The following is a 25318-nucleotide window of genomic DNA, read 5'->3' as shown; positions in this document are numbered from 1 at the left end:
GTGTAACCGATCCGGATAAACTCCTCATTCACTCTGATCAAGGTTGGCACTATCAAATGAAACAATACCGCCATTCTCTTAAGAATTGTGGCATAACTCAAAGTATGTCTCGCAAAGGAAACTGTTATGACAATGCCGTTATTGAAAATTTCTTCGGTATTATGAAATCGGAATTTCTGTATCGAAAAGAATTTGAAAGTATAACACATTTCAAACAAGAATTAGCAAAGTATATAGAATACTATAATCATAAAAGAATTAAGGCAAAATTAAAGGGTATGGGCCCAGTACAATACCGGGCTCATACCCTAGAGGCTGCCTAATGAAACGACCTGTCTAACTTTCGGGGGTCACTTCAGGTGTGGCATAAGGCTTTTTCTTATTTCAATTTGAATACCATCGCTTCATACGGACGTAATGTAATGTTATCTATCGATCCGATTTCTACATCGTAATTGTGTATGAATAATTCTGATTCACTATAACTAATATCCTCAGGCATTTCAAATACACTTTCATCCGCAGTAAAGTTTGCAATAACAAGTAGTTTTTCGTCTCCATATGTTCTTACATAAGCAAAAATAGAAGGATTATTCTCTAATATTAAATCATATGATCCATATACAACTATTTCATTATTTTTGCGTAGCTCAATTAATTTCTTATAGTAATAAAAAATTGAACCTTCATCTTGGATTGCTTGTTTCACATTAATCTCTTTATAGTTAGGATTTACAGTAATCCAAGGCTCATCCGTTGTAAATCCAGCGTGATTCTGATCATCCCACTGCATTGGAGTTCTAGCATTATCACGACCCTTTATATAAATAGATTCCATTACTTTTTCTATATTTTCACCATGGTCTATCACTTTTTCTTTATACATATTTAACGTTTCAATATCTCTATATTCATCAATTGATTGGAATCGAACGTTCGTCATTCCGATTTCTTCACCTTGATAAATATATGGCGTCCCCTTCATCATATGAAGAACTGTCGCTAACATTTTTGCAGATTCAATGCGATACATTCCATCGTTACCAAAACGAGATACAACGCGAGGCTGATCATGGTTATTCCAATAAAGGCTATTCCATCCGGTATGCTCTAATGCTTTTTGCCACTTTGTTAAATTCTCTTTTAAAGTAAGAAGTGAGCATGATTTTACATCCCACTTTCCACCTTCTCCTGAATCTAAATCCATATGTTCAAATTGGAATACCATTTGCAACTCTTTTCGTTCTTCTCCAGTATACAATTTGGCTTCTTCTGTCGTTACACCTGGCATTTCACCAACCGTCATAATATCATAATTCGATAATACTTCCTCATTCATTTCATGCAAATATTTATGAATGTTTGGACCGTTCATAAAATGTTTATGACCTGAAACATAACCATCTTCATCTGTTTCAACTGTTGGTAACCCTTCTTCTTTAGAAATAAAATTGATAACATCCATGCGGAATCCATCAATTCCTTTTTCTAACCAAAACTTCATCATCTCATAAACATCTTGTCTTACCTTTTCATTATCCCAGTTTAAATCCGGTTGTTTTTTAGAAAACAGATGTAAATAATATTCATCCGTCATTTCATCATACTTCCATGCAGATCCACTAAAAGCAGCTCCCCAGTTGTTTGGTTCTTTCCCTTCTTTTCCAGGACGCCATATATAGTAATCTCTATATTTATTATCTTTTGATTTACGTGATTCAATAAACCAATTATGTTCATCAGATGTATGATTAACAACTAAATCCATCATCAATTTCATATTACGTTCATGCATTTCATGTAATAGTTCATCCCAATCTTCCATTGTTCCGAACTCGTTCATAATTTTACAATAATCACTTATATCGTAACCATTATCATCATTTGGAGATTCATAGACTGGTGATAACCAAATCACATCAATCCCTAACTCTTTTAAGTAATCTAGCTTTGAAATAATCCCTTGAAGATCTCCTATACCATCACCATTACTATCCATAAAGCTACGAGGATAAATTTGATATACTACGCTTTCTTTCCACCATTGTTTTTCCATTATGCTACCCCATTTCATTCATAATTCATTTTTCTCTTTTTTAAGGCGCAAACGTTTTCATTAATGAATGATAACAGATTCTATCTCAATTTAAAATAGCGCTTACAATTTTTATTGTTCTTTTTCTAAGAAAAAACGCGAAAATCACTAATAATTCTCCAATATATGAAAACGTTTTATTTTTTTATTTATTTTTTGAATCTATTCGTTTATAATGAACTCAAAGAAAACGTTTGCATAATTATTTCTAGGGGGAAATACCATGGCAGAACTTAAATTAGAAAACATTTATAAGATATATGATAATAACGTAACAGCTGTAACTGATTTTAATTTACACATTCAAGATAAAGAATTTATCGTATTTGTCGGTCCTTCTGGATGCGGAAAATCTACAACATTACGAATGGTAGCTGGACTCGAAGATATTTCAAAAGGCGAGTTTTCAATTGATGGTAAACTAATGAATGATGTTCCTCCAAAAGATCGAGATATCGCAATGGTCTTCCAAAACTACGCTCTTTATCCACATATGAGTGTATATGATAATATGGCATTTGGATTAAAACTTCGAAAAATACCAAAAGATGAAATCGATCGTCGTGTAAAAGATGCAGCAAAAATTTTAGGACTTGAACAATATTTAGATAGAAAACCGAAAGCATTATCAGGTGGACAGCGCCAACGTGTTGCGTTAGGTAGAGCAATCGTTCGAGATGCAAAAGTTTTCTTAATGGACGAGCCATTATCAAACTTAGATGCTAAACTCCGTGTTGCAATGCGCTCAGAAATTTCTAAGCTACATCATCGCCTTGGAACAACAACAATTTATGTAACACACGACCAAACAGAAGCAATGACTATGGCTTCGCGTCTTGTCGTTATGAAGGATGGAAAGATTCAACAAATTGGAACACCAAAAGAAGTATATGAAACACCAGAAAACATTTTCGTGGGTGGATTTATCGGGTCACCAGCGATGAACTTCTTCCGTGGTAAATTGACTGAAACCGATTTCGTTATAGACAATACTATAAAAATCAAAGTATCTGAAGGAAAAATGAAGATGCTACGTGAACAAGGCTATGTAAATAAGGAAATTGTTTTAGGTATTCGCCCGGAGGACATTCATGATGAACTACTATTTTTAGAAGCTTCACAATCTACTACTTTCACAACAAAAATTGAAGTTGCTGAATTGTTAGGTGCTGAATCTATTTTATATATGAAACTTGGAAATCAAGATTTTGCAGCACGTGTTGATGCAAGACATATATTCTCACCTGGAGACCAAATTAAATTGGCATTTGATTTAAATAAAGCGCATTTCTTTGACAGCCAAACAGAACAACGTATTCGCTAAAAAAATTTCCTTCTATATAACATACAAAAAAACCGTCCACATATATCGAGGGCGGTTTTCATTATTATACTAGGGCTTCTACTGTATGAAATGATTGTCCTTTCGTGCCAATAATACCGAAAATCGGTAAATCACTAAGCACCACTTCTTCTTGCTGTTTCATAAAAGATGACGTTAATTGTTTTATCTCTATCCAAACGTCATTAATACAAAGTACATTGGAATCGTTCTCTTGTTGACGAGAAAAAATAGAATCTATTTTATATAAACCAGCATTTTGAAAAAGCATGTCAATGCGACTGAATGCATTCAAAGTAATGCTAATAACGCGTTGCCAATCTCCTTGCTTTTCCATATCATAGAATACAAAAAGGGCTTCTCCGCCTAGATTCGTAATTTCCTCCACTGTTGCTTGTCCACTTTCTTGATCAATGTCCGTCACAATTACTTTTGCGCCTTGTTTAGCCAACAAAAGAGCTGTATTACGTCCAATACCGATGCCACCGCCAGTTACGATAGCAACTTTTCCTGCAAGCTTCATTTTCATTACCCCTTCTATAAGTCTTACCGTCATTCAGTATACTCCTTTATGAGATTATTCTGCAAGCAAGAAAAATTGCTATTCAATTTGTAAACGTTTACTTTTTATCCTTCTTTTTTCTTACTCTTACTCTGATCAAGAACTAGACCGATAAAAATGAGAATGCCCCAAAAAATTATGCTACCTCCTGTCATCTCAACTTCCCCCTTATTATATAAAGTAAAACTTTAATCAGCCCCAAATGGTGAGATAAAGATATTATTTTTAATTATTATACCATTATCTTAATTTTCAATCTATTATAAATAGAAATGACACATTTTAGCTTTTCCTTACTGTAAATATTCACAATATACTTATAAAATAAAAAAAGACCCTTTTATATATAAAAGGGTCTTTTTTTATTTTATTTTATTATACAAGACTTATTATTTTCGTCTTTGTAATTAAGTCCTGAAAACCGCAATTGTCTTTGCGGAACAACATCATATATACGTTACATATTAATGGAATTCCTAATAGCAATACGTTCGGTAATAACACTACAAAAAATCTTATAATTAATGTTTGCAACGTTAGCTTTTCACTCTTCAATGAAATTAATTTTATTCTCGTTACCTTTTTGCCAAGTGTAACACCGTTCCAAATAAAGGGTAATACAATAAAATATATCGCCATTAATATGAAAACTACTGCGAAATCATATCTAAAATCACCTAAGCTTATATTAAAGCGCTTAAACATAGCACTATAGTTTCCGGTCATAATAGCTACTACTGCACCATACATAACCGAGATTAAAAACATGTCAATTAGGGAAGCACCTATGCGATTCATTACAAGCGCTGGACGATGCATCTTTAACTTCATTTTATGTCGACTCCTTCATATCCTTCTTTACCCGTCTCATCGTACCACTTCTAAAAAACATTGTAAACTAGCGTTTCTCTTACTTTTCTTGTACAATTTGTTACAATAGCATTATAAAGGAGGTTCCCATATTGAAAAAATGGATAATCCTATTCGTCGCCTTCCTATTAACTGGTTGTGCAGGAAACACAAGTCACTTAACTTATACGGTTAACGATGAATACGAACTCATACGTACTTCTGGAAATGCATTTGAACTTTTCCCCTCGCAAGATGCTGTATATGCCACACAATACATCCCTGCAAAAATTACAGACATTGCTTGGGATGATAAATACATTATTGCAAAACAAACTGAGGAAAAATCAGATCCAAATAACCCTGACGCAGCAATTGCAAATAAAAAAAGTGAACATTATTGGATTATTGACGTAAAGCACAATAAACGTTTCGGTCCCTACAATGAAAAGCAATTTAACGAACAAAAAGATGCGTTTAAAATTAAGGTACCTTTTCAAAATGTAGATTCATACATAAAAGAAATAAAAAAACAGTCAGCATAATATTTGAGTGCTGACTGTTTTTCTTACATTATTTTAAAAACACCTTACTCCGAAAGTGAGATATTAAACGTTTGTGACTCTTTTACAACATCTTGTGTTTCTGAATCTCCTGCAAGTAAATCATCAGTTGTAAACTGAATATCCTTTACTTTGTCTTTTCCATCGTCAAGTATTAAACCAATAATACCATCTCTTGTTTCACCAGGCTTATAGTCTTCTCTTGACACATTTTTTGTACCAACTAACGTATCTTCATCATATAAAAAGTTTTGAGTCGCTACTTTAAAATGTTGCTTACCATTAATCATAACATCATTCATAGAGAAAAATTGCATATTTTTATTCCCGCTATTCTCCACTTTATATGTAATCTCAACGTAACGAATTGTATTACTAATCTCTGTTCCACTTAGCGATGCATATAATTCTGCATCTTCTTGGCTTACTTTATCCCCTAATCTACGTTTTACTTCTTCAGGAGTTAGTGCCGTGTATACTTTCAATGTATTTTTTGCTTTTTCACTCATCTGTGATAAAGAGATTACTTTCACATCTTGTACGTGAATTTTCATTGGCGCTACTTCAAATGTTTGATTCACAGAGTGCATCTGCTCTAACTTGAAAGTACCCCATCCTGTTTCTTTCACTTTTTGTCCTACTTTTTTCAGCTCACGCCCACCATATTCTTTCGTTTCAGGAATAGATTCTTTTTTCTTCGGTTCAGCTTTCTTTTCTTCTTGATGGAAGCAACCACTTAACATAAGAAGAAAACTACATAAAACAAAAATACTTTTCCATGCTTTCATCATTTCATTTCTCCTAACACTATCATTCATGAATATAAAATTAGTCCCTTGCCTTGTAAACTATAGAAACAATGAAAAGTCCACAAAATGAACTTGTCAGTCCAGATACTATTATACCTCCAATTTGGAAAATATGAAAATAGGGATCTAGGAACGCATGCACGATAAATATAATAGTTGCCACAACAATTACTGAAATCCAATACTTTCTTTTTTCCGAAGCTAAAATAAGGTCTTTACCCATTTCATTTCTATATTTCCATAAAACGTATACTAATAATAGAAAACCAATACATGTACTTCCATGTTGCATATATTTATAAACAGGGATACCGTACCATTCTCTTTGCAATAATGGTATTTTCATAACAAAATAGCCTGTCTTATGAGTGAATGCATCCCAAACAACATGCGTTAACATACCGAATAATGCTGAATAACAAAATATAAAAAGATCCTTCCATGTATGAATCCTCCACCCCTTATCTACTACATATGTATAATACCCAGCAAATGGTTTAGGTAAATGTGTTATAAAAGGCTTTTTTAAAATGTAATGATATATACATGCTAATAAGAAGACAAGTGGTAAATTTAAATATAAGAACCCAAGCCACGTATGCCCAATAACACCATACGGTCTAAAGTGTAAAAAACATTCAAAGTCAGGCGCCATACTACCTAATATAAGAGCCGTTACTGACATATATTTAGAATGCTTTTTCGCAAAAGGAAGAACTGCTGCTGGATGTGCAAATGTAAACGGCATACTTTAACTCCTTCTCACATTTTCAATAGAATACCATCTATCATAACGAGAGAATAGATCTTCATGCAATATTTATTTTCACATTGGAATATGATAGTTTAAATGATATAATCCACATAAAATATTCAGAAAATAAGGAAGGGATTCAGGTGTCATTAACACTTGTATTTGCTGCCTTTTTAGATTCAAAATCCGTTATGAATTGAGGTTTATATATTGATTGACGTACCCTTTTTACAAAATGTCACATTAAAAAAAGAAAATATCCCTAGTTTTTCCGCATATCCTTACTGCTTACCCGCTATCCGAACATTACAATCACTAGCTTTCCATCCAAATGTAACATTCATTATTGGAGAAAACGGAACGGGTAAATCAACATTACTTGAAGGAATTGCAATTGCGTTAGGTTTTAATGCAGAAGGTGGAACGAAAAATTTCCGCTTTAGCACAAACGATTCACATTCATCTTTACATGAATACCTTCGAATTTCAAAAAGTTTCAATACACCAAACGACGGTTTCTTTCTTCGCGCTGAATCTTTTTATAACGTTGCTTCTTATATTGATGAAATAGATGCTATAAAATCTTATGGCGGCGTTTCACTTCACGAGCAATCACATGGTGAATCATTCTTTTCCTTATTTATGAACCGTTTTTCAGGACAAGGTTTATACATTTTAGATGAGCCTGAGGCCGCTCTATCACCAATGAGACAACTTTCCATGCTCATTCGAATGCATGAACTAGCGGAACAAGGTTCACAATTTGTTATTGCGACGCATTCTCCTATTTTAATGGCTTACCCTGAATCTACTATATACTCTTTAACACAAGAGGGGATTCACGAATCCACATTAGAAGAAACCGAGCATTACCAAACAACGAAACTTTTCTTTGAAAATCGTGATCGATTATTTCATCATCTATTTGAGTCATAAAAAAAGAAGCAGCAATAGCTGCTTCTTTTTTATAGTGCTTCTATAAATAAGGCAACCCCGATACCGCCACCGACGCATAAAGAGGCAATTCCTTTTTCTAACCCACGTCTTTTTAATTCGTGAATTAAACTTACCGTAATACGAGCCCCTGTACAACCAATTGGATGCCCAAGTCCTACGCCACTACCGTTTACGTTCACTTTTTCACGGTCTAAACCTAACTCTTTCTCTACAGCTAAATATTGAGCCGCGAAAGCTTCATTAATTTCAAGTAAATCTGCATCTTCTAATGACCAATCCACTTTTTCTAAACCTTTACGAATTGCTGGTGCTGGTCCAATACCCATAATTTTCGGGTCTACTCCAGCTACTGAATATCCAACAATTCTAGCTAACGGTTGTAAGCCTTTTTCTTTTGCTTTTTCTTCGCTCATTAATACTAGAACTGCACTTCCGTCATTCAGGCCAGATGCATTACCTGCAGTTACAGACCCATCTTTACGGAATGCTGGTTTTAACCCTGCTAATTTTTCCGCTGTAATATCTGCACGTGGATGCTCATCCTTCGAAAATACTACTTCTTTTCTACGTTCTTTTATTGTAATAGGAACAATTTGATCGTCAAAGTGTCCAGACTCGATTGCCTTCAGTGCCAATGTATGACTGCGAAGAGCAACTTCATCTTGTTCCTCTCTTGTAATTTCATATTGTTCAACTAAATTTTCCGCTGTTTCACCCATCATAATATGGTGAATCGGATCTTCTAACACTTCCCACACCGTATCACGAATTTCTCCGTGCTGTAGACGTTGTCCCCAGCGGTGCTGTTTCAATGCATAAGGGCTCGAACTCATCGCTTCTACTCCACCTGCAACAACAACATCACTTACACCTAATTGGATTTGCATTGCAGCTGACATAATTGCTTGCATACCTGAAGAACATTGACGTTGGATTGTATATCCCGTAACTGTGTCAGGAAATCCTGCCGCTAATGCAGCTGTTCTCGCCGTATTTGCTTCATCAGTTCTTTGAATACAATGACCTAAAATTACTTCATCAACTTCATGTGGTTCTACCCCGCCTCGTTTTACAGCTTCCTGAAGTACAGGAACAGCTAATTCTACTGGCGTTACATTTTTTAGCGCTCCTCCAAAAGTTCCAATTGGCGAACGAACTGCAGCTGTAATAACAACATTATGCATTTTGTACTTGCCCCTCTCTTATGTACCCTAGTCAGTTTTTAGGTGAAATTCCATAAGATGTATATCTACAACTATCATACTATAAACATACTAAAAAATCAAAATATTTAATATAATAAAAATAGAAGGAATTAACCTTCTATTCTGTCAGTGCATATAAAAACTTTTGTAAAATTTTCTCTGTCGTTTCATTCAATTTTGGCAACTTATCTACTGGAAAATATTGAAGTTTCAACCCTTCATGATCGAGCTTTAATTCCCCGCTCACATGATGTGCCTGATACAGATGAATGACATTGAAAATTTCATCGCCATTCGGATAACGGAAATATACTTCTTTTCCTGATAGAACACCAAGAAATTGCATTATTTTTGCAGTTAACCCCGTTTCCTCAAATAACTCTCTACGTGCCGTTTCTTCTGTCGTTTCACCCAGTTCCATCGCCCCGCCAGGTACACCCCAATCATATGTATCTGAACGATATTGAAGCAATACTTCTTGATTATCATTTAATATAATAATTGCTGATCCTACGAGAATAAGCGGTCTTGTACCAACGACTTTTCGTAACTCTTCAATATACCCCATATGTAAATTCCCCTTTCCCTAACCTCCCTTATCATAACAAAATTTCTCTCTTTTTGTTCATGTAATTTTAAAGAAAAAAAGGAAGCTTTCGCCTCCATTTTTTCACCTTTATTTCTTAAAACTTTCATATTTTACAGCTTCAAAAGCTTCCTCAATTTCATCATTACGATAATGGACATATGTAAAACGGCCCAATTCTACTAATCTTGCTATTTCCTGTAACGCTTTATGCTGCTCATATGTTTCTTTCAGCTTAATATGTACATAAAACTTCATTAAAGGATGTTCATATAAAGGTTCTCCCACCTCTACATATACATCTTCAACCCCTTGTACAACTCTTACATAACTCGCAAATTGATAAAGTGCTTCTCTGTCTGAAACGATTTTTAATGTATACATATATTCTCCCCCTTTCCTTTACTATATCAAAAAGACGACCACACAATGTTATAGAACTATGAAATTTTTTCGACTTGTCATCTATATATTCAATAAAGAAGGCGTTTATCCATACATGACATCTTTTTCCCACATATATTATAGGAAGAACTTTTTTCATTTGAGGTGTTCCTTATGGATCCATACGTCAATATATGTATTTGTATTACTCCCGGTGCCGATATTTCTGATGACCGCATCGCAAAAGATTTAGCTGTTGCAGAATCAATTTGGCACCCCATTACATTTCAAATTCAAGAAGTAATTGTATTAAATGAACTTTTCCGTTTTTTTGACCGTGAAATCAGTTATAAAAATTCCATTCAAAGTCAAGAAAAGTTGGCATCCTTTTTCCAAACATGTGTAAATGAAGCTCCTGAATGCGACCTTTATATTTGTTATATTGGCAGTGATTATTTCAAAGAAACAGCAGTAATTGCCTGCGCTTATTCTTTAGCAAAACAACAGCAACTTACTGGCTATATCGTTTTAACAAATTCGGCTGCCCCTATGAAAAATATATATACGCTCGCTCACGAAATCGGTCATATTTTATTTACAAGACGTATTCATGGAAAACTTACTCATGCAGATCCTCATTCTCCAACCGGCTCGGAGCACCACCCTTCTCCAACAAATCTTATGTATCCGATAGTCCCTCGTCCAGAAAACGTTCATATTCATTCCTTATTAACAACAGAACAAAAAGCGCTCTCTTTACAAAGCTCTTTACTACAAAGAAAAAAACAGTAACCCTCATGTTACTGTTTAAAACAACTTGTTCCAATCAACAAACCAAATCCCGGCTGCTAGAAATAAAAATAGACAACTAAATGTAAATGTAATCCCTCTAAAAATCCCTATATAATATTTCTTTGGAAATAATTTTTGGTATATCCAGAGCAGCCGCTTTCCTATTAAACCGAAAAACAGAATATATCCTGATGTGTAATCTAATATATTAATAAAATAGTCAACATATATCCTTTTTATAAAAGAGTTATTGTTAGGTTAACCTTAGAAAACTACTACTCAATTTACCTATAAATAATACTGTCTCTCTTTTTATTCGTATACTTTCCTTTTTCTAATTTTATATGAATTTTCAAAAGCATATAAATAACAATGAAAAGAATTATTTGTTGTACATACATTCCAATAATACTTGATAAATCTATCATTACGAATACATATTCCAATGCAATTGGAACTAGTAAATACGCCAAAGTAAACCAACCACCAAATTTAATATTTACAATAGCTGCAAATAGAACTACTATTCCAACAAGAATGAAGCTTTCTGTCGCAGTAAATTTAATAAATGTTGTACCATAAAAATTATTTAATAATGCAATACTGAAAATTGATAAAAACCATATCGCACCACTTATATACATAATTAAAAATTCAGTTCTTTTACGCTTAAATGAGGCTGTTCTCATGCCCCATATTAATACACTAATTCCTACAAAAATCATAATTGGATATCCGATTAATTCAATTAAAGAATAAGACAAACGATGGTCGACTTCACTAAAAAATACACTCTTCATCATCGTGAATGCTAATAAATTTATAATGAAATAAAGCAATAATTTATAATTCCCTTTTTTATCAACTTCCATCTCTTTGGCAAGTTGATTTGCATACTCTTTTGGAGCATGACCGAATATATCATTTACACTCTTCCCTCTCTTTTCTCCTTCTATTAAATGAACTTCCGCATCTTCTATAAAGAAAAGAATATCAGCTTCTCTAATGCCCTTTGTTCGTAAATACCCTTGAGTATCATCTAAAAACTTTTGCCCTTCATTCGATAGCACTTTTATCACCCCCTTATTTAACCATTTCTCTTCTATTCGTCTTCATCATAATTTCAAAGAAAATTAAAATAAACAAACTTCCGTATAAACATATAATTTGAAATAACATTGGCATGAGATCTTCAGATGTAAATGTTTTAAACAGTAACATAATAGAAAGTGGAATGATTAAATATAAGTTTTTAAACCATCCTTCAAAATATATATTTATCGCTACTGTGATGATAAAAATCCCACCAGCTACTATATAACTTTGGACTTCGGTGAATGTGAGCATTTTTGTAGGATATATCACATCTAATATCGTAACAGCTCCTAATAAAAACAATGGAGCAATCATAACTAAAGACCACATGGAAAACCATGTTTTTGTAAAGCTTGTGACGAAGGTCATTTTGCGAAGTAGAAAATTAGGACCCATAACAACTAAAATTAATGAAAAACTGTAACCAATACACTGAATAAGTGAAATCTGTAACATTCCATTACTCACTATTAAGATAGAAGCAATAATCCAAAAAGATACGATATTCATTACTGTAAAACCAATTTGCTTCCACGTTTCCTGTCTATCTCTTTCCATCACTTTTACAAGTTCATTTGCATATTCTTTCGGTGAGCTTCCGAAAATATCTTCTACACTCTTCCCCTCACTCTCACCTTCTATTAAATGAAGTTCTGCGTCTTCTAAAAAGTTTTCAATATCATTTTCTTTCACACTCTTTGCCGTCAAAAATAATCTCATATCTAACAAAAACTTTCGTGCTTCACTTGATAACATTATTTTCTCCTTCCCTTCCCTTCAAGTAGACGTTCTACACTACTTTGCATCGCTTCCCAGCGATCCATAAATTCATCAAGTGCTTCCTCGCCTTTTTCTGTTAATGTGTAATATTTTCTCTTTGGACCAGATGGAGATTCCTTCATTACGCTTGTTATTAATCCTTCTTTTTGCATTCGTATTAATAACGGATAAATACTTCCCTCACTCGCCATTGTAAAACCATACTTTGCTAGCTTCTCACTCATTTCATAACCGTATATTTCGCCTTCAGAAATAATAGCAAGTAAGCATCCTTCTAAGATCCCTTTCAGCATTTGACTTGTCGACATAATTCAAATCCTCCTACTATCTTGTTTTACAAGATAGATAAGCGTAAGTATCTTGCTTTACAAAATAGTATAGCAAAGACTATTTTGCAAAACAAGATAGCTAACGATATTTTTTCCAAATGTTTGCAGGATTTTCATTATAACCTCTCTAAATAGAGCACTATGAAAACTTTATTATGAAGGGATGTTTTTCATCATGGTTACAAATCGAGTTGTCTTTTTAACAGGTGCTGCGAGTGGTATTGGATATGAAATAGGAAGTGCTTTTGCAAAAGAAGGTGCAAAAGTTGTGATTACTGATCGTCTTGAAGAACGTGCGAAAGAAGCTGCTGAGCAATTACAAAGTGAAGGTTTTCAAGCTATCGGTTTAAAATGTGACGTTACATCTGAAGAGGAAATTACAGCATCAATTTCTCAAACGGTTAGTCATTTCGGTTCATTAGATATATTAATTAACAACGCAGGAATGCAACACGTTTCACCCATTGAAGACTTTCCAACGGAAAAGTTTGAGCTACTAATTCAAATTATGCAAATTGCTCCGTTTATCGCAATTAAGCATGCCTTTCCGATTATGAAACAACAAAAATATGGTCGTATTATTAATGTCGCTTCTATTAACGGCCTTGTCGGGTTTGCTGGAAAAGCTGCCTACAATAGTGCAAAACATGGCGTAATTGGATTAACAAAAGTTGCCGCTTTAGAAGGTGCTACGCATGGTATTACTGTTAATGCCCTTTGCCCTGGTTATGTCGATACCCCTCTTGTACGTAATCAACTACAAGACTTAGCTACTACACGAAATGTACCACTTGAAAATGTTTTAGAAGATGTTATTTATCCACTCGTCCCACAAAAGCGCTTATTACAAGTACAAGAAATCGCTGATTATGCTATGTTTTTAGCGAGTGAAAAAGCTAAAGGTATTACTGGTCAAGCTGTCGTTATCGATGGTGGCTATACTGCTCAATAAAAAATAAAGTTTGCTCAAGAAGAGCAAACTTTATTTTTTATTGCGAGGATCTTCGTACTTTAGTAATTGCCGCGGGAGCTTCTCAATTGCAACAATTACCCCCTCTAATTTACTTTCAATACGGTGGAGTAAATATAATGTTACAACAATTGGAAACCCTACATTACCTATCATCTTGATCCACTCTTCCATCCTCTTCTCCTCCTTTCATTATATAAGTAAGAGAAAACAATGCATTTAGGCATAAAAAAACAAGCTATTATGTATTAGCCTGTTTTTCAAATAATGATGCAATTTCTCGTTTATAATCCCCGCTTATAATACCTTTCTCAGTAATAATTCCTGTAATTAATTCGTTCGGTGTTACGTCAAATGCAGGGTTATAAACATTCGTTCCAATTGGTGCTACTTGTTTTCCAAAGATTTTCGTAACTTCTGTTTCATCTCTTTCTTCAATAATTATTTCGGCTCCAGTTTCTTTCGTAACATCAAATGTTGACAGTGGCGCAGCAACATAAAATGGGATATCAAAGTGCTTTGCTAAAATAGCTAAATTCATTGTCCCTATTTTATTTGCCGTATCTCCATTTGCGACAATTCGATCCGCCCCTACAATAATTGCATTTATTTCTTTCGTTTGAATAGCATGAGCTGCAGTATTATCTGTAATAAGGGTCACATCAATATTTGCTTGCTTCAATTCCCAGGTCGTTAAGCGACCACCTTGTAAAACTGGTCTCGTTTCACACGCATATGCATGTAAACGCACACCTTTCTCTTTTCCAATATAAAAGGGAGCTAATGCAGTTCCATATCTGGCAGTTGCGATACTTCCAGCATTACAGATTGTTAAAATATTATCGCCATCTTTAAAACATGTTAACGCATATTCCCCAATATTTCGGCACACCTCTTCATCTTCCTGCTGAATGCGAAGCGCTTCTTCTTCTAATGTTTTTTGTGCTTCTTTTATTGTAGTAATCTCTCGAATAGATTCTCTCATACGATCAATTGCCCAAAATAAATTTACTGCTGTCGGGCGTGACGTTCCTAAATAATTACAATCTCTATTAAACTTCTTTTGAAATTCTTCAATATGTACAATGTTATATTTTTTTGATGCAAGCGCTAAGCCAAATGCAGCTACAATTCCAATTGCAGGCGCTCCTCGTACTTCTAACATTACGATGCTTTTCCAAACCTCTTCAATAGTCGTCAATGTTTTGTATTCTGTGCTATGCGGCAATTTCGTTTGATTTAATACCGCAATTGCATCACCTTTCCAGCTTATAGATCTCGGAACAGTAACAATTGTACTCACGCTTTTACGCCCCCTGAAACTGTCTGTTGAAATAATGTTCGAAACAGTTGAATATCAGCACTTTTAGATTCATATTTTATTAGTTCTTTACCTAAGGATAGCGCTTGTTTCTTAGCTTGAATTCTTGTTTCTTTATTTTCTATTTCATCTAAATCTGCTACATGAGCTAAACCAATTGTTCTACGAATCAGTTCACATCCGGCAAATCCAACTGCATCAGTAAAGATATTTTGCAAAATAATTGGTAACCATTGTTTTTCTTTCGTATATGCTTCTACACCTTCTCCAATCCATAACTTTGTAAAAGTTTCTACAAAATAACTCCACGTCTTTTCTATATGGAAAAATAGTACACTTCTTTTCTCTTCTTCTCTAGATAAAGCATTTAATAATAGATTTGCAATAAATTGACCTATGTCAAATCCAAATGGGCCATATGTCGCAAATTCTGGATCAATCACTTTCGTTTCAGAAGGTGACGAAAAAATACTACCAGTATGTAAATCACCATGAATAAGAGTTTCTTTTCTTGTTAAGAACTTATATTTATATTGTGCTACTTTTAGTTTTAAAGTTTTATCACTCCAAAGTTCATCAACCACGAGCTGTAAATCTGGCTCATAATCATTTGTATCATAATGTCCAAACGGATCTGTAAACACTAAATCCTCTGTAATTTTACAAAGGTCCGGATTTACAAAGGTACCTTCTAGTACCCTCTTCTCTTCTGACTGTAAACCAAAATCTGAAGTGTAAAATAAAACATGTGCTAGAAAACGGCCGATATGCTGGGATAAAAGCGGATATTCTTCTCCGTCTATTAATCCTTTTCTTGTAATTGTTAGTCTTGATAAGTCTTCTATTACCGTTATCGCTAACTCTTCATCATGACTGTACACTACTGGAACATAATCCGGTACATACTGCGCAAAAATTTGTAATGCCTTGCTTTCAATCGTTGCTCTTTTTATAGACAATGGCCAGCTTTCACCAACTACTTTCGCATAAGGCAGTGCTTGTTTTATTATAATCGATTTCTCTCCATCATCTAATTTGAACACGTAATTTAAGTTTCCGTCTCCAATTTCATGACAAACGACATTTGCCTTCGCTTCAAAGTAGCCATGATCTTTCGCATATTGTACAGCTGTTATTTCTGTTAATGAATAATATCCCATCTTCTTCTCCCCCTTTTTAAATTCAGAGGTTTTTCTAACATAGAAAAACCTCTTTCCACTAAGAAAGAGGTTTGAAGTTTATCTTCTCCTATCTATAAAACTTAAATTGCCTAAAAGCGCAACAAACAGCTATATTACGCTGCTTTGTGCTTTACCTAATTTTATAAATGGCAACACTTTTCTGGTTATTTGTGACCAATTTGTTACCTCAAAAATTCAAAATAAAACTAACAAAAATAAAAGAGCACAACGTGTTAATAAAGTGGTGGAACACTTTATTAACCGTCCGCCTACTATCGCTAGGCAAACACTTGCTGTAACTCTTTATGTACCCCATTTTACCGTACATAAGGGCTCCTAGCAACAGTTTGCTTACATTTGGCATTCTGTTGCTTTTTTGTTTACACAAAGGAGCCTAATTATGAAGAAACGTATTGATGTCATAGCTCAAAAAGAATCCTATCACAATTTATCCACATTTACTGATGTGGAAGAAGTAAACAAAGTAGTTAGAACATATAGAGACGTCATTCGAACGTCTGTTACACGTGCCGATGTACAAGCTAAGCTACTTACATTATTGGATATTTTAAAGCGCCACAGCTGCAAATATGCAGGGGTTAGTTTCCTATGCAAAAATTCAATTGCTGACATGATGGAAGTTTCCTATAAAACTGTACAACGTCTCATGAAGAAACTTGTGGATTTAGGAATGGTGAATCAAGTAGCAATGAAACGTAAAAAAGATATGCGTCAAACTGCCAATGCGATTATCATTCAACCAATTGTGGAAGAATTGTCCGACAAGGCCCTTACCGAAATGACTGAAAAGTGTCCTACCAAGAAAACAAATACTAGTTCTTTAAAACAAAATATAAAAGATATACATATACGTAAAGAGGATGATATGCAATCTCATGTAAATGATAAAGATTTCATCGATTACCGTGTACCGCAATCTATGCGTATGAAATTACAAACTGCTTTTGACCCTAAAATAATTAATGAATCATTCCAAAATGCCAGAAACATTGCGAAGAAAGCTGCTAAGAAATTTAATTTACTAGCGGATACCGATGTATTTCACAATCTTCTTGCGAATGCTTCCGTTGCTTTGTATGCTAAAGCACAGAAATTTGAGCATAACGGTACTTTGATGAAAAATCCAATTGGTTATTTTACAGGTACGTTCAAACAGATGGTCTATGATTACATCGATAGTTTTAGAGACATACATACTATTGCAAAGCGTAAAACAGAGGCATGCTCAAGTGGTCTATATTATAATTGGCTAGAAGAAGACCGTTCCAATGTACCCTCCACAAATCCAATAAACAATTCGCTTCTACCAGGTGTATTTGATAGAATATCTGCAGAAGAAACTGATGAGATGGGGTTATATTAAAATACCTATGGTGCTACGGTTCTGTATTACATTCGTAGCGGTTAGGAGAGTAAATGCGGAGGAATGCGAATGAACAAAGGCACCTAACTTTCATGGCTAGGTACCTCCACTACAATTGCTAATTTATTTCCTCACACAAAAATAAACGAATTATTTATGACCTTTTTTCAACTTAAAATCGTCAATTGCTTTTTTTATAAATTGATAAGTTTGTGGCGCATTCTGTTTCAAGTATTCAACGTCCGTAAAAAAGAATTTAACAGCTTCAGCAAAATGCTCAAACGAATTAGTAGCTCCATATTCTCCTAAATTCCAACGCTCTTGATAAAATATGTTTTTATATTCTTCTAGTCCCGCAATCCCTACGTTAACATCATGATCTCTCATATCACCGCGTTCTTGATGTAACGCGTGATCTAATACATGACCAAATTCATGGTGTAACGATCCATAGGGTATACGATTAGCACTAACAGTTAAAAATACATTTCTGGTATCTTCATCGTATAATCCATATGTTGCAGAGTGTTCTTGAACATCTTCATCACTACTAATAGACATATCTGTAAAAGTTAATGCCCCTTTTTGCTCAGCCATAAATTCTAATAAATGCTTTAAAACCTCATTATCCATTGTCTTCTTTAGATCGTTTAAAAATTTAGGTATTAATGCCGAATTCCAAGACGCATACTGTGCTGTCAAATCCAAATCAATATATTTTTTATCTTTTGGAAGATTGTATTCAGATATCAAATATTGATTCAATTCCACTGCTTTTTTTTGAATCTTTTTATCTATCTTATCTTTAGATACTAACTTAGATTTTTCACGAATGTACTCTTTCCCGTTTATAGTCACAATCTTCATATCAGTAATTTCTCTACCCATATTTCTTGAAATAACCATAGTGTCCTCATCTAAAGGAATTATTCTTTGACCCTTTTCTAATTTAATAGTTCTTTTGATTATAGAATTAGAATCATTACTTTCCCTTCTTTTTACAACTAAATAATCGCTATGTATTCCGTGTGTAGTTTTTTTAATAAATGTAGCACCTTTTTCTCGATCAATGGTATTTGGATTTTCGGAACTTCTTAAAAAAGATAGGTCATAATCGTAATCCTGCTGAATGTCAGAGTATACCTCTATTGACTTTTCTATCTTAATTGCCTTCTTTTCAAATATTTCATCTATATCTTTTATATTCTTTTTATAACTATCTTTATTTCGTACCTCTTTATCTTGGTTAATTTCGGGAAACTTATCAAAATCTCCCCCCACTCGTCTGAGAGCTTTATTAATATCATAATAGCTATTATCATTACTTAAATCATCAATCAACGGTGTCTTAAGATTTTCTAATAATATTGATTCCCTATCAGTCAGGATTTTATTAAATTTTATTCTTTGTTCATTCCATTTCTTATTCTCTTTTTCTTCTTTTTCTTTCGTTTTTTTATCTTTTTCAAACTCCTTATTAGCCCTCGGAAAAGCCTCTAAAGAAATACCATAATCTTTATTTATATTTGATTCTGTTTCTACCTCCATTGCATATGAAATAGAGGATACCCCAAAAATAAAACCAGTAATCGCTATCGCTGATATATGTTTCATTCTTTTAAAATTCATAAACCTCCACGTCCTTCTATCAATAAAATTCTTACTTTCAACAAACAAAACACTCTTATTCCAAATCTTATAACTTTATATAGGAATAAGAGTATTTACTATTGCACGATTCAAATTACAAATATTCACTTTAAATCAATATATAAAATCGATACATTTATTCTGTTTAAAATATCTACTACAGCTCAATTAGCATAACTTTATTGAAATACACATTTGATTTGCCTGTTGACAAAATTCCAATACTATTTTCTTCTCCCACGTCATTAGGTGTTTTAAAATACCATTTTACATATCTATATTCATTTGTAAGCGCCACAGGCCCACTGCCAATTAATTTAGGACCTGCAAATTCAAATTCTCCAGAGTGCCCATCTGTTTTCACATAGGCACCTATCATATATACCGTGTTTGGTTTTAGCCCTTGAACTTTAGTATACGCAAGACCTGTTGTTATCCCTATTTTCCCTTGCTCTTTTTCATCTTGAGTTTTAAATCCCACACCTTTCCAATCACGGACCAAAGGACTACAATTTTCGAATAACCCACGTTTTTTCACAATTATTTTCATACCACGATGTAACTTAATATTATATATACTTTTATGCTCCATCTGTTTCATTTGATTTGCTATTTCTATTCCAGTTTTTTTATCATAAATGAAATTCACATTCGATTCATCCAATGACATATCTTTATAAAATAGTTTTCCCTCTTTGATGTTAGTACCGAATGCTTTTTGAACTGCCTCTCCAAAAGTAATCTCAGGCGTGTTACTTTCTGGATCCTCAAAATCCTTTGCTGCTACTTTCCGCTCTAATGTCTCTGTACCTGTATCTAAAATAAGAGTACTCGTTAATGATTCAATACGAGACATATAGTCCTTCCAATGATTATTATCTGTATGCATACTCCCACTACTTGTTACTTCTGCAAAGTTTCCATTTACCTGCGTAGTATCTAGTTTAATTTTTTCACCATTCTCTATTTGTTTTAATTGCTGAAAATTAATCGGAATTAACTTTGCACTAAATTGATCCATCGTATTTAGGGCAATCGGAGAATGTCCCTTTTTAGGATAGAATTCACCCGGTGCTAGATTATTTCCAATTTGATTATCTTGAGCACGAATGGTCGCTAACGTATCTTTTCCTAATAAGAAATTTGTAGTAGGTTGAACATTATATATAGGGGCGGTGCCTGTATTATAGTAACGGACATTTGCATTTAAGAAAGCTGATTCCCCTTTATTGATATTCAGTCCCTCACTAATTGTCTTACTACCACTAATATCTACAGTTGCAGTCGTAGAAGAAGTATGCGAGACATCCATCCCTACATGACTGTTAACTCCAATATCAGTAAGCCCTGCAGATGCTCCAATAGATGCATTCATTCCCACTGTATCAGACTCTGTCTTACTATTAGAAACAGATAAAGACAACGACTTTCCCGATTCACTGGAAACATTTTCATTTGATGACAATATAACTTTCTCTAAATCTACTCCTACAATCGGAACGGCCGCTACAAGTGGATCTCTTGCTTCACTTTTAATCGCTTGATCAAACGCACCACTAGCTTTTTCAAAATCTGTATATGGATCTCCAGCTGTATGTGCACGATAAGGATCAGATACATATTTTTTATACCCTTTTTCTGCATCTCCCTCTTCCCACTTTACAGCTTTATTTTTCTTAACAGTATAACCTTCTACCTCCCAAATATCTGGGATACTATCATCATCTGTATCTACTGTTTCATCTTCTACAATCTCAGTAATACTGCGTGTTAAAAGCTGCCTCTCCTTTTTTTCTCGGTGTGTTTCCTTCCCATCATTATTCCTATTTGGAAGGGGATGTAATAAATTTCGTTCCGGAATAATCTCCTTTTCCCCACCATTTTTAGACCAGAATAATTGTAGATTAAGTAGATCTGTTTCCTTTTTTGAATCTGTATTCTTATATTCCATTTGAACTCTATATTGTTTACCTTTTTCCAATGTCACCTTTTGTTGCAGATCTACATTCTGAATAATTTCTTTTCCATCAATTTGCAATTGAATGTTCTGGTCATCCGATGTAGAAAATATATATTCCCCACTTTCTGTAGGTTGAATAATTCCTTTCCACCTAGCAGATTTGACCTGTTGTTCCCCCGAAGGAAGTACATCCTTCATTTCCTCTGTTTTCAATAAAATATCGCTATTTTTTTCATGAGATACCATCAGTAATTGTTTAAAATTATCATCTTTAAAATACTGACCTATTAGTCCATGAATCTCTACCTTATTGAATTTTTTCTCCATAGATACAACAGGCTTTTTATCATTTTCTCCCTCTGCATGAGCGGTACCAGTGCATACTAAAAGTTGCCCCATTAATGCCGTCGTTGTCAAACACTTCCATACCTTATGTACTTTCATTTTGCATTCCTTCTTTCTAAGCAATACATTCTATCCAAGTCACTGTCTCCCCCAAAAAATTATATCCAACATTCCCCTCTCTTTTTTCTCTCGTAATCTATAACCCTTGTATGATTACTCTTATATATAAGTCCTCTTTAAAAATTCACCATGCCTAAATTCATTTGGATGTAAGTCCTAACGATTTATTGGATGTTTTAAACATCATATGGTGATGTCGAAAATATAAGTGGGACTTATATATATCAGCACTTGGAGTTGAATGCATTTGCATAATTCTCATAAACCCAATAAACATAATATGTTTATCGGGTTTACTTTAGCTTCTTGATTTTATCATATTTCGATTTTTTTACAACCATTATTTCCAAATACACATGACAATCGCATGAAAAATATAGTCTTATTCCAGGTAGATATATGCGTTAATTTTTACATATTTAGTATAGATGGTAAAAATTTGTGAAATGCCATAGATAATAAAACTCGTTTTTGCCGCATACTTGTTACTTTCTTACGAGTATTTGGTGTCCATTTTTTCAAAATGGCTAAAGCGATTTTTCTCAATACATTTAAGTTCATTGCTGCCGTTTTGTTCAGCACTTTATGACTATCTTCTTTAAAAAGTACATCCAAATACCAATGCATCACCTCTATATCCCAGTGCCCTCGTACAGCCTTAGCAAATAAAGTAGCGTCTGTCTGTAAACTAGAGATATAATAGCGTCTTTCGACGCGGATTTCGTCATCTTTTTCTATGATTTTTCCACCATACCAATACTTTTGACATCTTTCCATTTTGCCTTTACTTCCAACCAAGAAATATCATCCGTTTGATAGTAAAAACGTTTTTCAATCTGGCTGTGGCTTTTTTCAATCGTGCATATATAGCCTTTTTTTAGTTGTTTCATTCCCTCTAAAAAAGGAGCATGACAGAAGTAATCCGTTATATATATTGATAAAGTAGTTTATGATTTTCTTTTATTGCTAACACATAATCCGCCTTTTTTTGGATGATGTCAGAGGCAATATCTATTTGTGTTCCCATCGCATCTAGCGTTACAATCATCTTCTCCAGATGGAGCGTATCCAATAATTTAGGAATCGCTGTAATTTCATTTGACTTGTCATTGACAGTCACTTGCCCAAAGCGTACTCCATCTGCTTTTGACCAAGCGGAAAGAATATGATTTGCTTTTTGATCTTTTGACGCATTACCGCGCATTGTTTTCCCATCAATATTGATAATTTTATTTATAGTGGCATCATTGCTTTGTATAAAAAACTGATTCCACTTTGTTTGCAGCTCATAAAGATATGCTGGATCGACTAATTGTAAGACACGACCAATCGTATCATGAGAAGGCATACCATTTGGAAAAGAAAGATATTTTGCTAATGTTTCTGCATGGCATTCACCAAAAAATTCAATATCGACCAGTGTGTCTGCACCCGCAAGGGTGGCAATCAGGACAAGCCCAATTACATCCTGTAACGTATGCTTTACTTTATGTTGTTGTCTTGGGTCTTCTATTTGAATTGTCTCCATAAAATGTTTCATGATTCCATCTATCCTTACACTTTTCTTTAAGAATAGCGCGTATATAACATCCACTCAATATTTTTTCATGCGATTGTCCTGCCAAATACACTCCTCACCAGATATATACTGGTTCGCTAAATTCCTTAAAAACATTCAAAAGAAACACTTATCACATTTCTAACCTTTTAACCGCTATACCACCGTCACATACACTTCACTAGCGGTCATATAAAACACTTTTCCCTTCGAATTATCCACTTTATACTGCGGTGAACCATCCACCATTATTTTCTCCTCAATTGTAAATCCGTATCCTGCATCCACGGTACCCGCTACATTCTTAGCCTTCCAAGAAGGTTTGGCATAAAAACGGAGATCATTCACTTTTGATATCACTCGTTTCCCTTTTACTGCGTCTATCCTGCTATTCTTTTCATAACAGATGTAATCTGGATTGTATTGAATCCATTGCTCGCCGCCAAGATGTAACCAACCATCCTTTTCAGCCCATACCATATACGCTTCTGGTTTATTTAACTGACGAATGACAGGATAGTCCCTACCCGGTCCCTTACGTAAATTGACGTTGTATCCGTTTATATAGGCGATACCACCCGTTACAGCACCTTCATTTTGCATGGACTGTTTCGCTTGTACAGATGCTTCTACACTATGGCCCTTGTATGCTTGCTGCACATCACTTCTGAATTGCGCTTCCGTTACACCATGGCTACGTAAATACGCAAGTGGATCTGTGTGCGTTGTACCACCTAAATATTTCCTCACATCGTTATGCATCCACAATCCTTTTTCAACTGTCAGATTGTTCTTCTTCAAAATACTAGCCAGTAATCGGACATACTTTTCATAACTACGTGTAAACTTGTTATAGTCCGCTGTCTCACATAATTCTACATGAACAAATCGTTGATTTGCTGTCGGTCCCGCTCCATACGCCATATATTTGGTATCCGCAATTTGAATGGTTTCATTCCAATCTACTGCGTAATGAACGAATGCATTCCTCCAGGTACGAGTCTCATAACGTTGAATATTAATGGCGGGTGCTTCAGGTGTTGCTGTACTGTGGGCGACCACTCCTTCATATGCACCTACACCGCCCCTGTATGGTGTTTTTGGTAAATCAGGTATCAGCAGTATTCTATCGGCAAACACACTCGTCGAAAACAAAAAGAAGACGCCTAACCAGGCGCCTATTCTCATGATTTGTTTAATTGCTTTTTTCATTACGCTTCCCCACTCCCCAGAATTTTTTGTTTAATTTCTGATACATCCTTCGATAAATCTCCAAATGCCTCTGCTTGCTTTGTAATCACTTCCTGATTTTTCTCAATTACTTTTTGATACTGCATTTCCCGCTGTTCATTCTTTTTTTGCGTCGTGAACAGCATCCACACAAATAACGCTGCGAATGCTCCCTGTTGAATCATGGAATTGAAGATTTGTTCCTCCACTGTGTTCACCTCATTTCAAATAAAAGAACCTGGGAATCCAGGCTCTCGATTGTTACAACATAAAATTCGCTACAATATGGACGGTTTGTCCACTTTGCACACCGTTCACAAATAGTCCACCACCGCTTTGAACGGTAACCTCACAAATGGCAGGTTCATTTCCATACACTAATGCTGGAAACGCAATATTTTGTATGGGTCGAAAACCACTCGGTAACGTTGCAAATACTTGTACATTTTTTGCATGCTGAACAGAACCGATGACAGAAACTTGTTTCCCCGTTCGTT

General features: G+C 34.5%; 30 protein-coding genes and 1 pseudogene. 7 read left to right on the top strand and 24 right to left on the bottom strand.

Translation table 11 applies throughout. The annotated features are described in order from the left end of the window. Positions 1 to 323: IS3 family transposase (locus tag ATL10_RS28480; RefSeq protein WP_142670024.1), on the top strand; the 323-nt coding region annotated here is incomplete at its 5' end. Between the two features lie 56 nt (positions 324 to 379). On the opposite strand, the gene malL is transcribed toward ATL10_RS28480, so the two are convergent. Beyond that, on the bottom strand, positions 380 to 2056 hold the full coding sequence (malL, locus tag ATL10_RS28475) for an oligo-1,6-glucosidase (RefSeq protein ID WP_110498015.1): 1677 nt from the start codon (positions 2054 to 2056) through the stop codon (positions 380 to 382). A gap of 262 nt (positions 2057 to 2318) precedes the next feature. On the opposite strand from malL, the gene ATL10_RS28470 reads away from it, so the two are divergent. Further along, complete coding sequence (locus tag ATL10_RS28470) at positions 2319 to 3419, top strand: ABC transporter ATP-binding protein (protein WP_000818934.1); 1101 nt, start codon at positions 2319 to 2321, stop codon at positions 3417 to 3419. 64 nt (positions 3420 to 3483) lie between these two features. Here the strand turns inward: ATL10_RS28470 and ATL10_RS28465 are convergent, their stop codons facing one another. The 3 genes from ATL10_RS28465 to ATL10_RS28455 form a co-directional block, all read right to left on the bottom strand. Further along, positions 3484 to 3993 carry an SDR family NAD(P)-dependent oxidoreductase gene (locus ATL10_RS28465; protein ID WP_000218413.1) on the bottom strand — a complete coding sequence of 170 codons (510 nt, stop codon included), beginning with the start codon at positions 3991 to 3993 and terminating at the stop codon, positions 3484 to 3486. 71 nt (positions 3994 to 4064) lie between these two features. Continuing rightward, positions 4065 to 4154, bottom strand: a complete 90-nt coding sequence (locus ATL10_RS28460) for a flagellar motor protein (protein ID WP_098235789.1) — start codon at positions 4152 to 4154, stop codon at positions 4065 to 4067. Positions 4155 to 4374: 220 nt separating this feature from the next. Continuing rightward, entirely contained in the window at positions 4375 to 4830 is a 456-nt protein-coding gene (locus ATL10_RS28455) for an RDD family protein (RefSeq protein ID WP_000769080.1), read from the bottom strand. Positions 4831 to 4961: 131 nt separating this feature from the next. Here ATL10_RS28455 and ATL10_RS28450 point away from each other — a divergent pair, with 131 nt between their 5' ends. Continuing rightward, positions 4962 to 5393: a DUF3997 domain-containing protein gene (locus tag ATL10_RS28450; protein WP_000758789.1), complete on the top strand. Its 432-nt coding sequence runs from the start codon at positions 4962 to 4964 to the stop codon at positions 5391 to 5393. A 44-nt stretch (positions 5394 to 5437) separates the two neighbouring features. Here ATL10_RS28450 and ATL10_RS28445 read toward each other — a convergent pair whose 3' ends face one another. Next, the gene (locus tag ATL10_RS28445) at positions 5438 to 6202 is read right to left on the bottom strand and encodes a hypothetical protein (protein WP_000973900.1); all 765 of its coding nucleotides are present in this window, start codon (positions 6200 to 6202) and stop codon (positions 5438 to 5440) included. A gap of 37 nt (positions 6203 to 6239) precedes the next feature. Beyond that, complete coding sequence (locus ATL10_RS28440; protein ID WP_098235788.1) at positions 6240 to 6968, bottom strand: DUF4184 family protein; 729 nt, start codon at positions 6966 to 6968, stop codon at positions 6240 to 6242. 216 nt (positions 6969 to 7184) lie between these two features. On the opposite strand from ATL10_RS28440, the gene ATL10_RS28435 reads away from it, so the two are divergent. After that, positions 7185 to 7910, top strand: a complete 726-nt coding sequence (locus ATL10_RS28435) for an AAA family ATPase (protein WP_000568001.1) — start codon at positions 7185 to 7187, stop codon at positions 7908 to 7910. A gap of 29 nt (positions 7911 to 7939) precedes the next feature. On the opposite strand, the gene ATL10_RS28430 is transcribed toward ATL10_RS28435, so the two are convergent. The 3 genes from ATL10_RS28430 to ATL10_RS28420 all read right to left on the bottom strand — a co-directional run bounded on the left by ATL10_RS28430 (position 7940) and on the right by ATL10_RS28420 (position 10106). Continuing rightward, entirely contained in the window at positions 7940 to 9115 is a 1176-nt protein-coding gene (locus tag ATL10_RS28430; RefSeq protein WP_000552075.1) for an acetyl-CoA C-acetyltransferase, read from the bottom strand. A gap of 139 nt (positions 9116 to 9254) precedes the next feature. After that, positions 9255 to 9704 (bottom strand): NUDIX hydrolase, encoded by a 450-nt coding sequence (locus ATL10_RS28425; RefSeq protein WP_000540529.1) that lies wholly within the window; start codon positions 9702 to 9704, stop codon positions 9255 to 9257. 108 nt (positions 9705 to 9812) lie between these two features. After that, the gene (locus ATL10_RS28420) at positions 9813 to 10106 is read right to left on the bottom strand and encodes a DUF3928 family protein (RefSeq protein ID WP_000288330.1); all 294 of its coding nucleotides are present in this window, start codon (positions 10104 to 10106) and stop codon (positions 9813 to 9815) included. Between the two features lie 174 nt (positions 10107 to 10280). Here ATL10_RS28420 and ATL10_RS28415 point away from each other — a divergent pair, with 174 nt between their 5' ends. After that, the gene (locus tag ATL10_RS28415) at positions 10281 to 10898 is read left to right on the top strand and encodes an ImmA/IrrE family metallo-endopeptidase (RefSeq protein WP_000371606.1); all 618 of its coding nucleotides are present in this window, start codon (positions 10281 to 10283) and stop codon (positions 10896 to 10898) included. Positions 10899 to 10913: 15 nt separating this feature from the next. Here ATL10_RS28415 and ATL10_RS32050 read toward each other — a convergent pair whose 3' ends face one another. The 4 genes from ATL10_RS32050 to ATL10_RS28395 are packed head-to-tail and all read right to left on the bottom strand — an operon-like array spanning position 10914 to position 13081. Beyond that, positions 10914 to 11138, bottom strand: a complete 225-nt coding sequence (locus ATL10_RS32050) for a DNA-binding protein (protein WP_369812837.1) — start codon at positions 11136 to 11138, stop codon at positions 10914 to 10916. A 44-nt stretch (positions 11139 to 11182) separates the two neighbouring features. Next, positions 11183 to 11968, bottom strand: a complete 786-nt coding sequence (locus tag ATL10_RS28405; protein WP_090977141.1) for a DUF1129 domain-containing protein — start codon at positions 11966 to 11968, stop codon at positions 11183 to 11185. A gap of 13 nt (positions 11969 to 11981) precedes the next feature. Then, the gene (locus ATL10_RS28400) at positions 11982 to 12749 is read right to left on the bottom strand and encodes a DUF1129 domain-containing protein (RefSeq protein ID WP_071713529.1); all 768 of its coding nucleotides are present in this window, start codon (positions 12747 to 12749) and stop codon (positions 11982 to 11984) included. Continuing rightward, complete coding sequence (locus tag ATL10_RS28395; protein ID WP_000107977.1) at positions 12749 to 13081, bottom strand: PadR family transcriptional regulator; 333 nt, start codon at positions 13079 to 13081, stop codon at positions 12749 to 12751. Before ATL10_RS28395 ends, ATL10_RS28400 begins: the two co-directional genes overlap by 1 nt. 196 nt (positions 13082 to 13277) lie before the next feature. Between ATL10_RS28395 and ATL10_RS28390 the strand changes: the two genes are divergently transcribed. Continuing rightward, complete coding sequence (locus tag ATL10_RS28390) at positions 13278 to 14054, top strand: 3-hydroxybutyrate dehydrogenase (protein ID WP_110498013.1); 777 nt, start codon at positions 13278 to 13280, stop codon at positions 14052 to 14054. Positions 14055 to 14084: 30 nt separating this feature from the next. Here the strand turns inward: ATL10_RS28390 and ATL10_RS28385 are convergent, their stop codons facing one another. From ATL10_RS28385 to mtnK, 3 genes are all read right to left on the bottom strand, one after another. After that, on the bottom strand, positions 14085 to 14246 hold the full coding sequence (locus ATL10_RS28385; RefSeq protein WP_000393338.1) for a YvrJ family protein: 162 nt from the start codon (positions 14244 to 14246) through the stop codon (positions 14085 to 14087). 67 nt (positions 14247 to 14313) lie between these two features. Further along, positions 14314 to 15375, bottom strand: coding sequence for an S-methyl-5-thioribose-1-phosphate isomerase (mtnA, locus tag ATL10_RS28380; RefSeq protein WP_098235787.1), 1062 nt, complete (start codon positions 15373 to 15375; stop codon positions 14314 to 14316). After that, positions 15372 to 16553, bottom strand: coding sequence for an S-methyl-5-thioribose kinase (gene mtnK, locus ATL10_RS28375; protein ID WP_000542674.1), 1182 nt, complete (start codon positions 16551 to 16553; stop codon positions 15372 to 15374). The genes mtnA and mtnK overlap by 4 nt, the downstream gene beginning before the upstream one ends. Before the next feature lie 421 nt (positions 16554 to 16974). Between mtnK and ATL10_RS28370 the strand changes: the two genes are divergently transcribed. Beyond that, positions 16975 to 17958 carry a cytosolic protein gene (locus ATL10_RS28370; protein WP_110498011.1) on the top strand — a complete coding sequence of 328 codons (984 nt, stop codon included), beginning with the start codon at positions 16975 to 16977 and terminating at the stop codon, positions 17956 to 17958. 150 nt (positions 17959 to 18108) lie between these two features. Here ATL10_RS28370 and ATL10_RS28365 read toward each other — a convergent pair whose 3' ends face one another. The 8 genes and pseudogenes from ATL10_RS28365 to ATL10_RS31445 all read right to left on the bottom strand — a co-directional run. Next, the gene (locus ATL10_RS28365) at positions 18109 to 19587 is read right to left on the bottom strand and encodes an anthrax toxin lethal factor-related metalloendopeptidase (protein ID WP_110498009.1); all 1479 of its coding nucleotides are present in this window, start codon (positions 19585 to 19587) and stop codon (positions 18109 to 18111) included. A gap of 178 nt (positions 19588 to 19765) precedes the next feature. Then, positions 19766 to 22012, bottom strand: a complete 2247-nt coding sequence (locus ATL10_RS28360; protein WP_110498007.1) for a binary toxin-like calcium binding domain-containing protein — start codon at positions 22010 to 22012, stop codon at positions 19766 to 19768. 432 nt (positions 22013 to 22444) lie between these two features. Next, the gene (locus ATL10_RS28355; RefSeq protein ID WP_142670023.1) at positions 22445 to 22810 is read right to left on the bottom strand and encodes an ISAs1 family transposase; all 366 of its coding nucleotides are present in this window, start codon (positions 22808 to 22810) and stop codon (positions 22445 to 22447) included. Further along, complete coding sequence (locus ATL10_RS31450) at positions 22768 to 22923, bottom strand: hypothetical protein (protein ID WP_181419351.1); 156 nt, start codon at positions 22921 to 22923, stop codon at positions 22768 to 22770. Before ATL10_RS31450 ends, ATL10_RS28355 begins: the two co-directional genes overlap by 43 nt. A gap of 35 nt (positions 22924 to 22958) precedes the next feature. Then, complete coding sequence (locus ATL10_RS28350; RefSeq protein WP_142670022.1) at positions 22959 to 23627, bottom strand: ISAs1 family transposase; 669 nt, start codon at positions 23625 to 23627, stop codon at positions 22959 to 22961. A 120-nt stretch (positions 23628 to 23747) separates the two neighbouring features. Further along, on the bottom strand, positions 23748 to 24803 hold the full coding sequence (locus ATL10_RS28345; RefSeq protein WP_110498001.1) for an N-acetylmuramoyl-L-alanine amidase: 1056 nt from the start codon (positions 24801 to 24803) through the stop codon (positions 23748 to 23750). Continuing rightward, positions 24803 to 25030 (bottom strand): BhlA/UviB family holin-like peptide, encoded by a 228-nt coding sequence (locus ATL10_RS28340; RefSeq protein WP_110497999.1) that lies wholly within the window; start codon positions 25028 to 25030, stop codon positions 24803 to 24805. The genes ATL10_RS28345 and ATL10_RS28340 overlap by 1 nt, the downstream gene beginning before the upstream one ends. Positions 25031 to 25082: 52 nt before the next feature. Then, a pseudogene (locus ATL10_RS31445) lies at positions 25083 to 25318 on the bottom strand (hypothetical protein); the annotation flags it as partial.

It is taken from the genome of Bacillus sp. 196mf (assembly GCF_003217275.1).
Taxonomy (GTDB): domain Bacteria; phylum Bacillota; class Bacilli; order Bacillales; family Bacillaceae_G; genus Bacillus_A; species Bacillus_A thuringiensis_S.
Note: the sequence above shows the minus strand (reverse complement) of the source record. Positions and strands in the feature narration are given on the sequence as shown.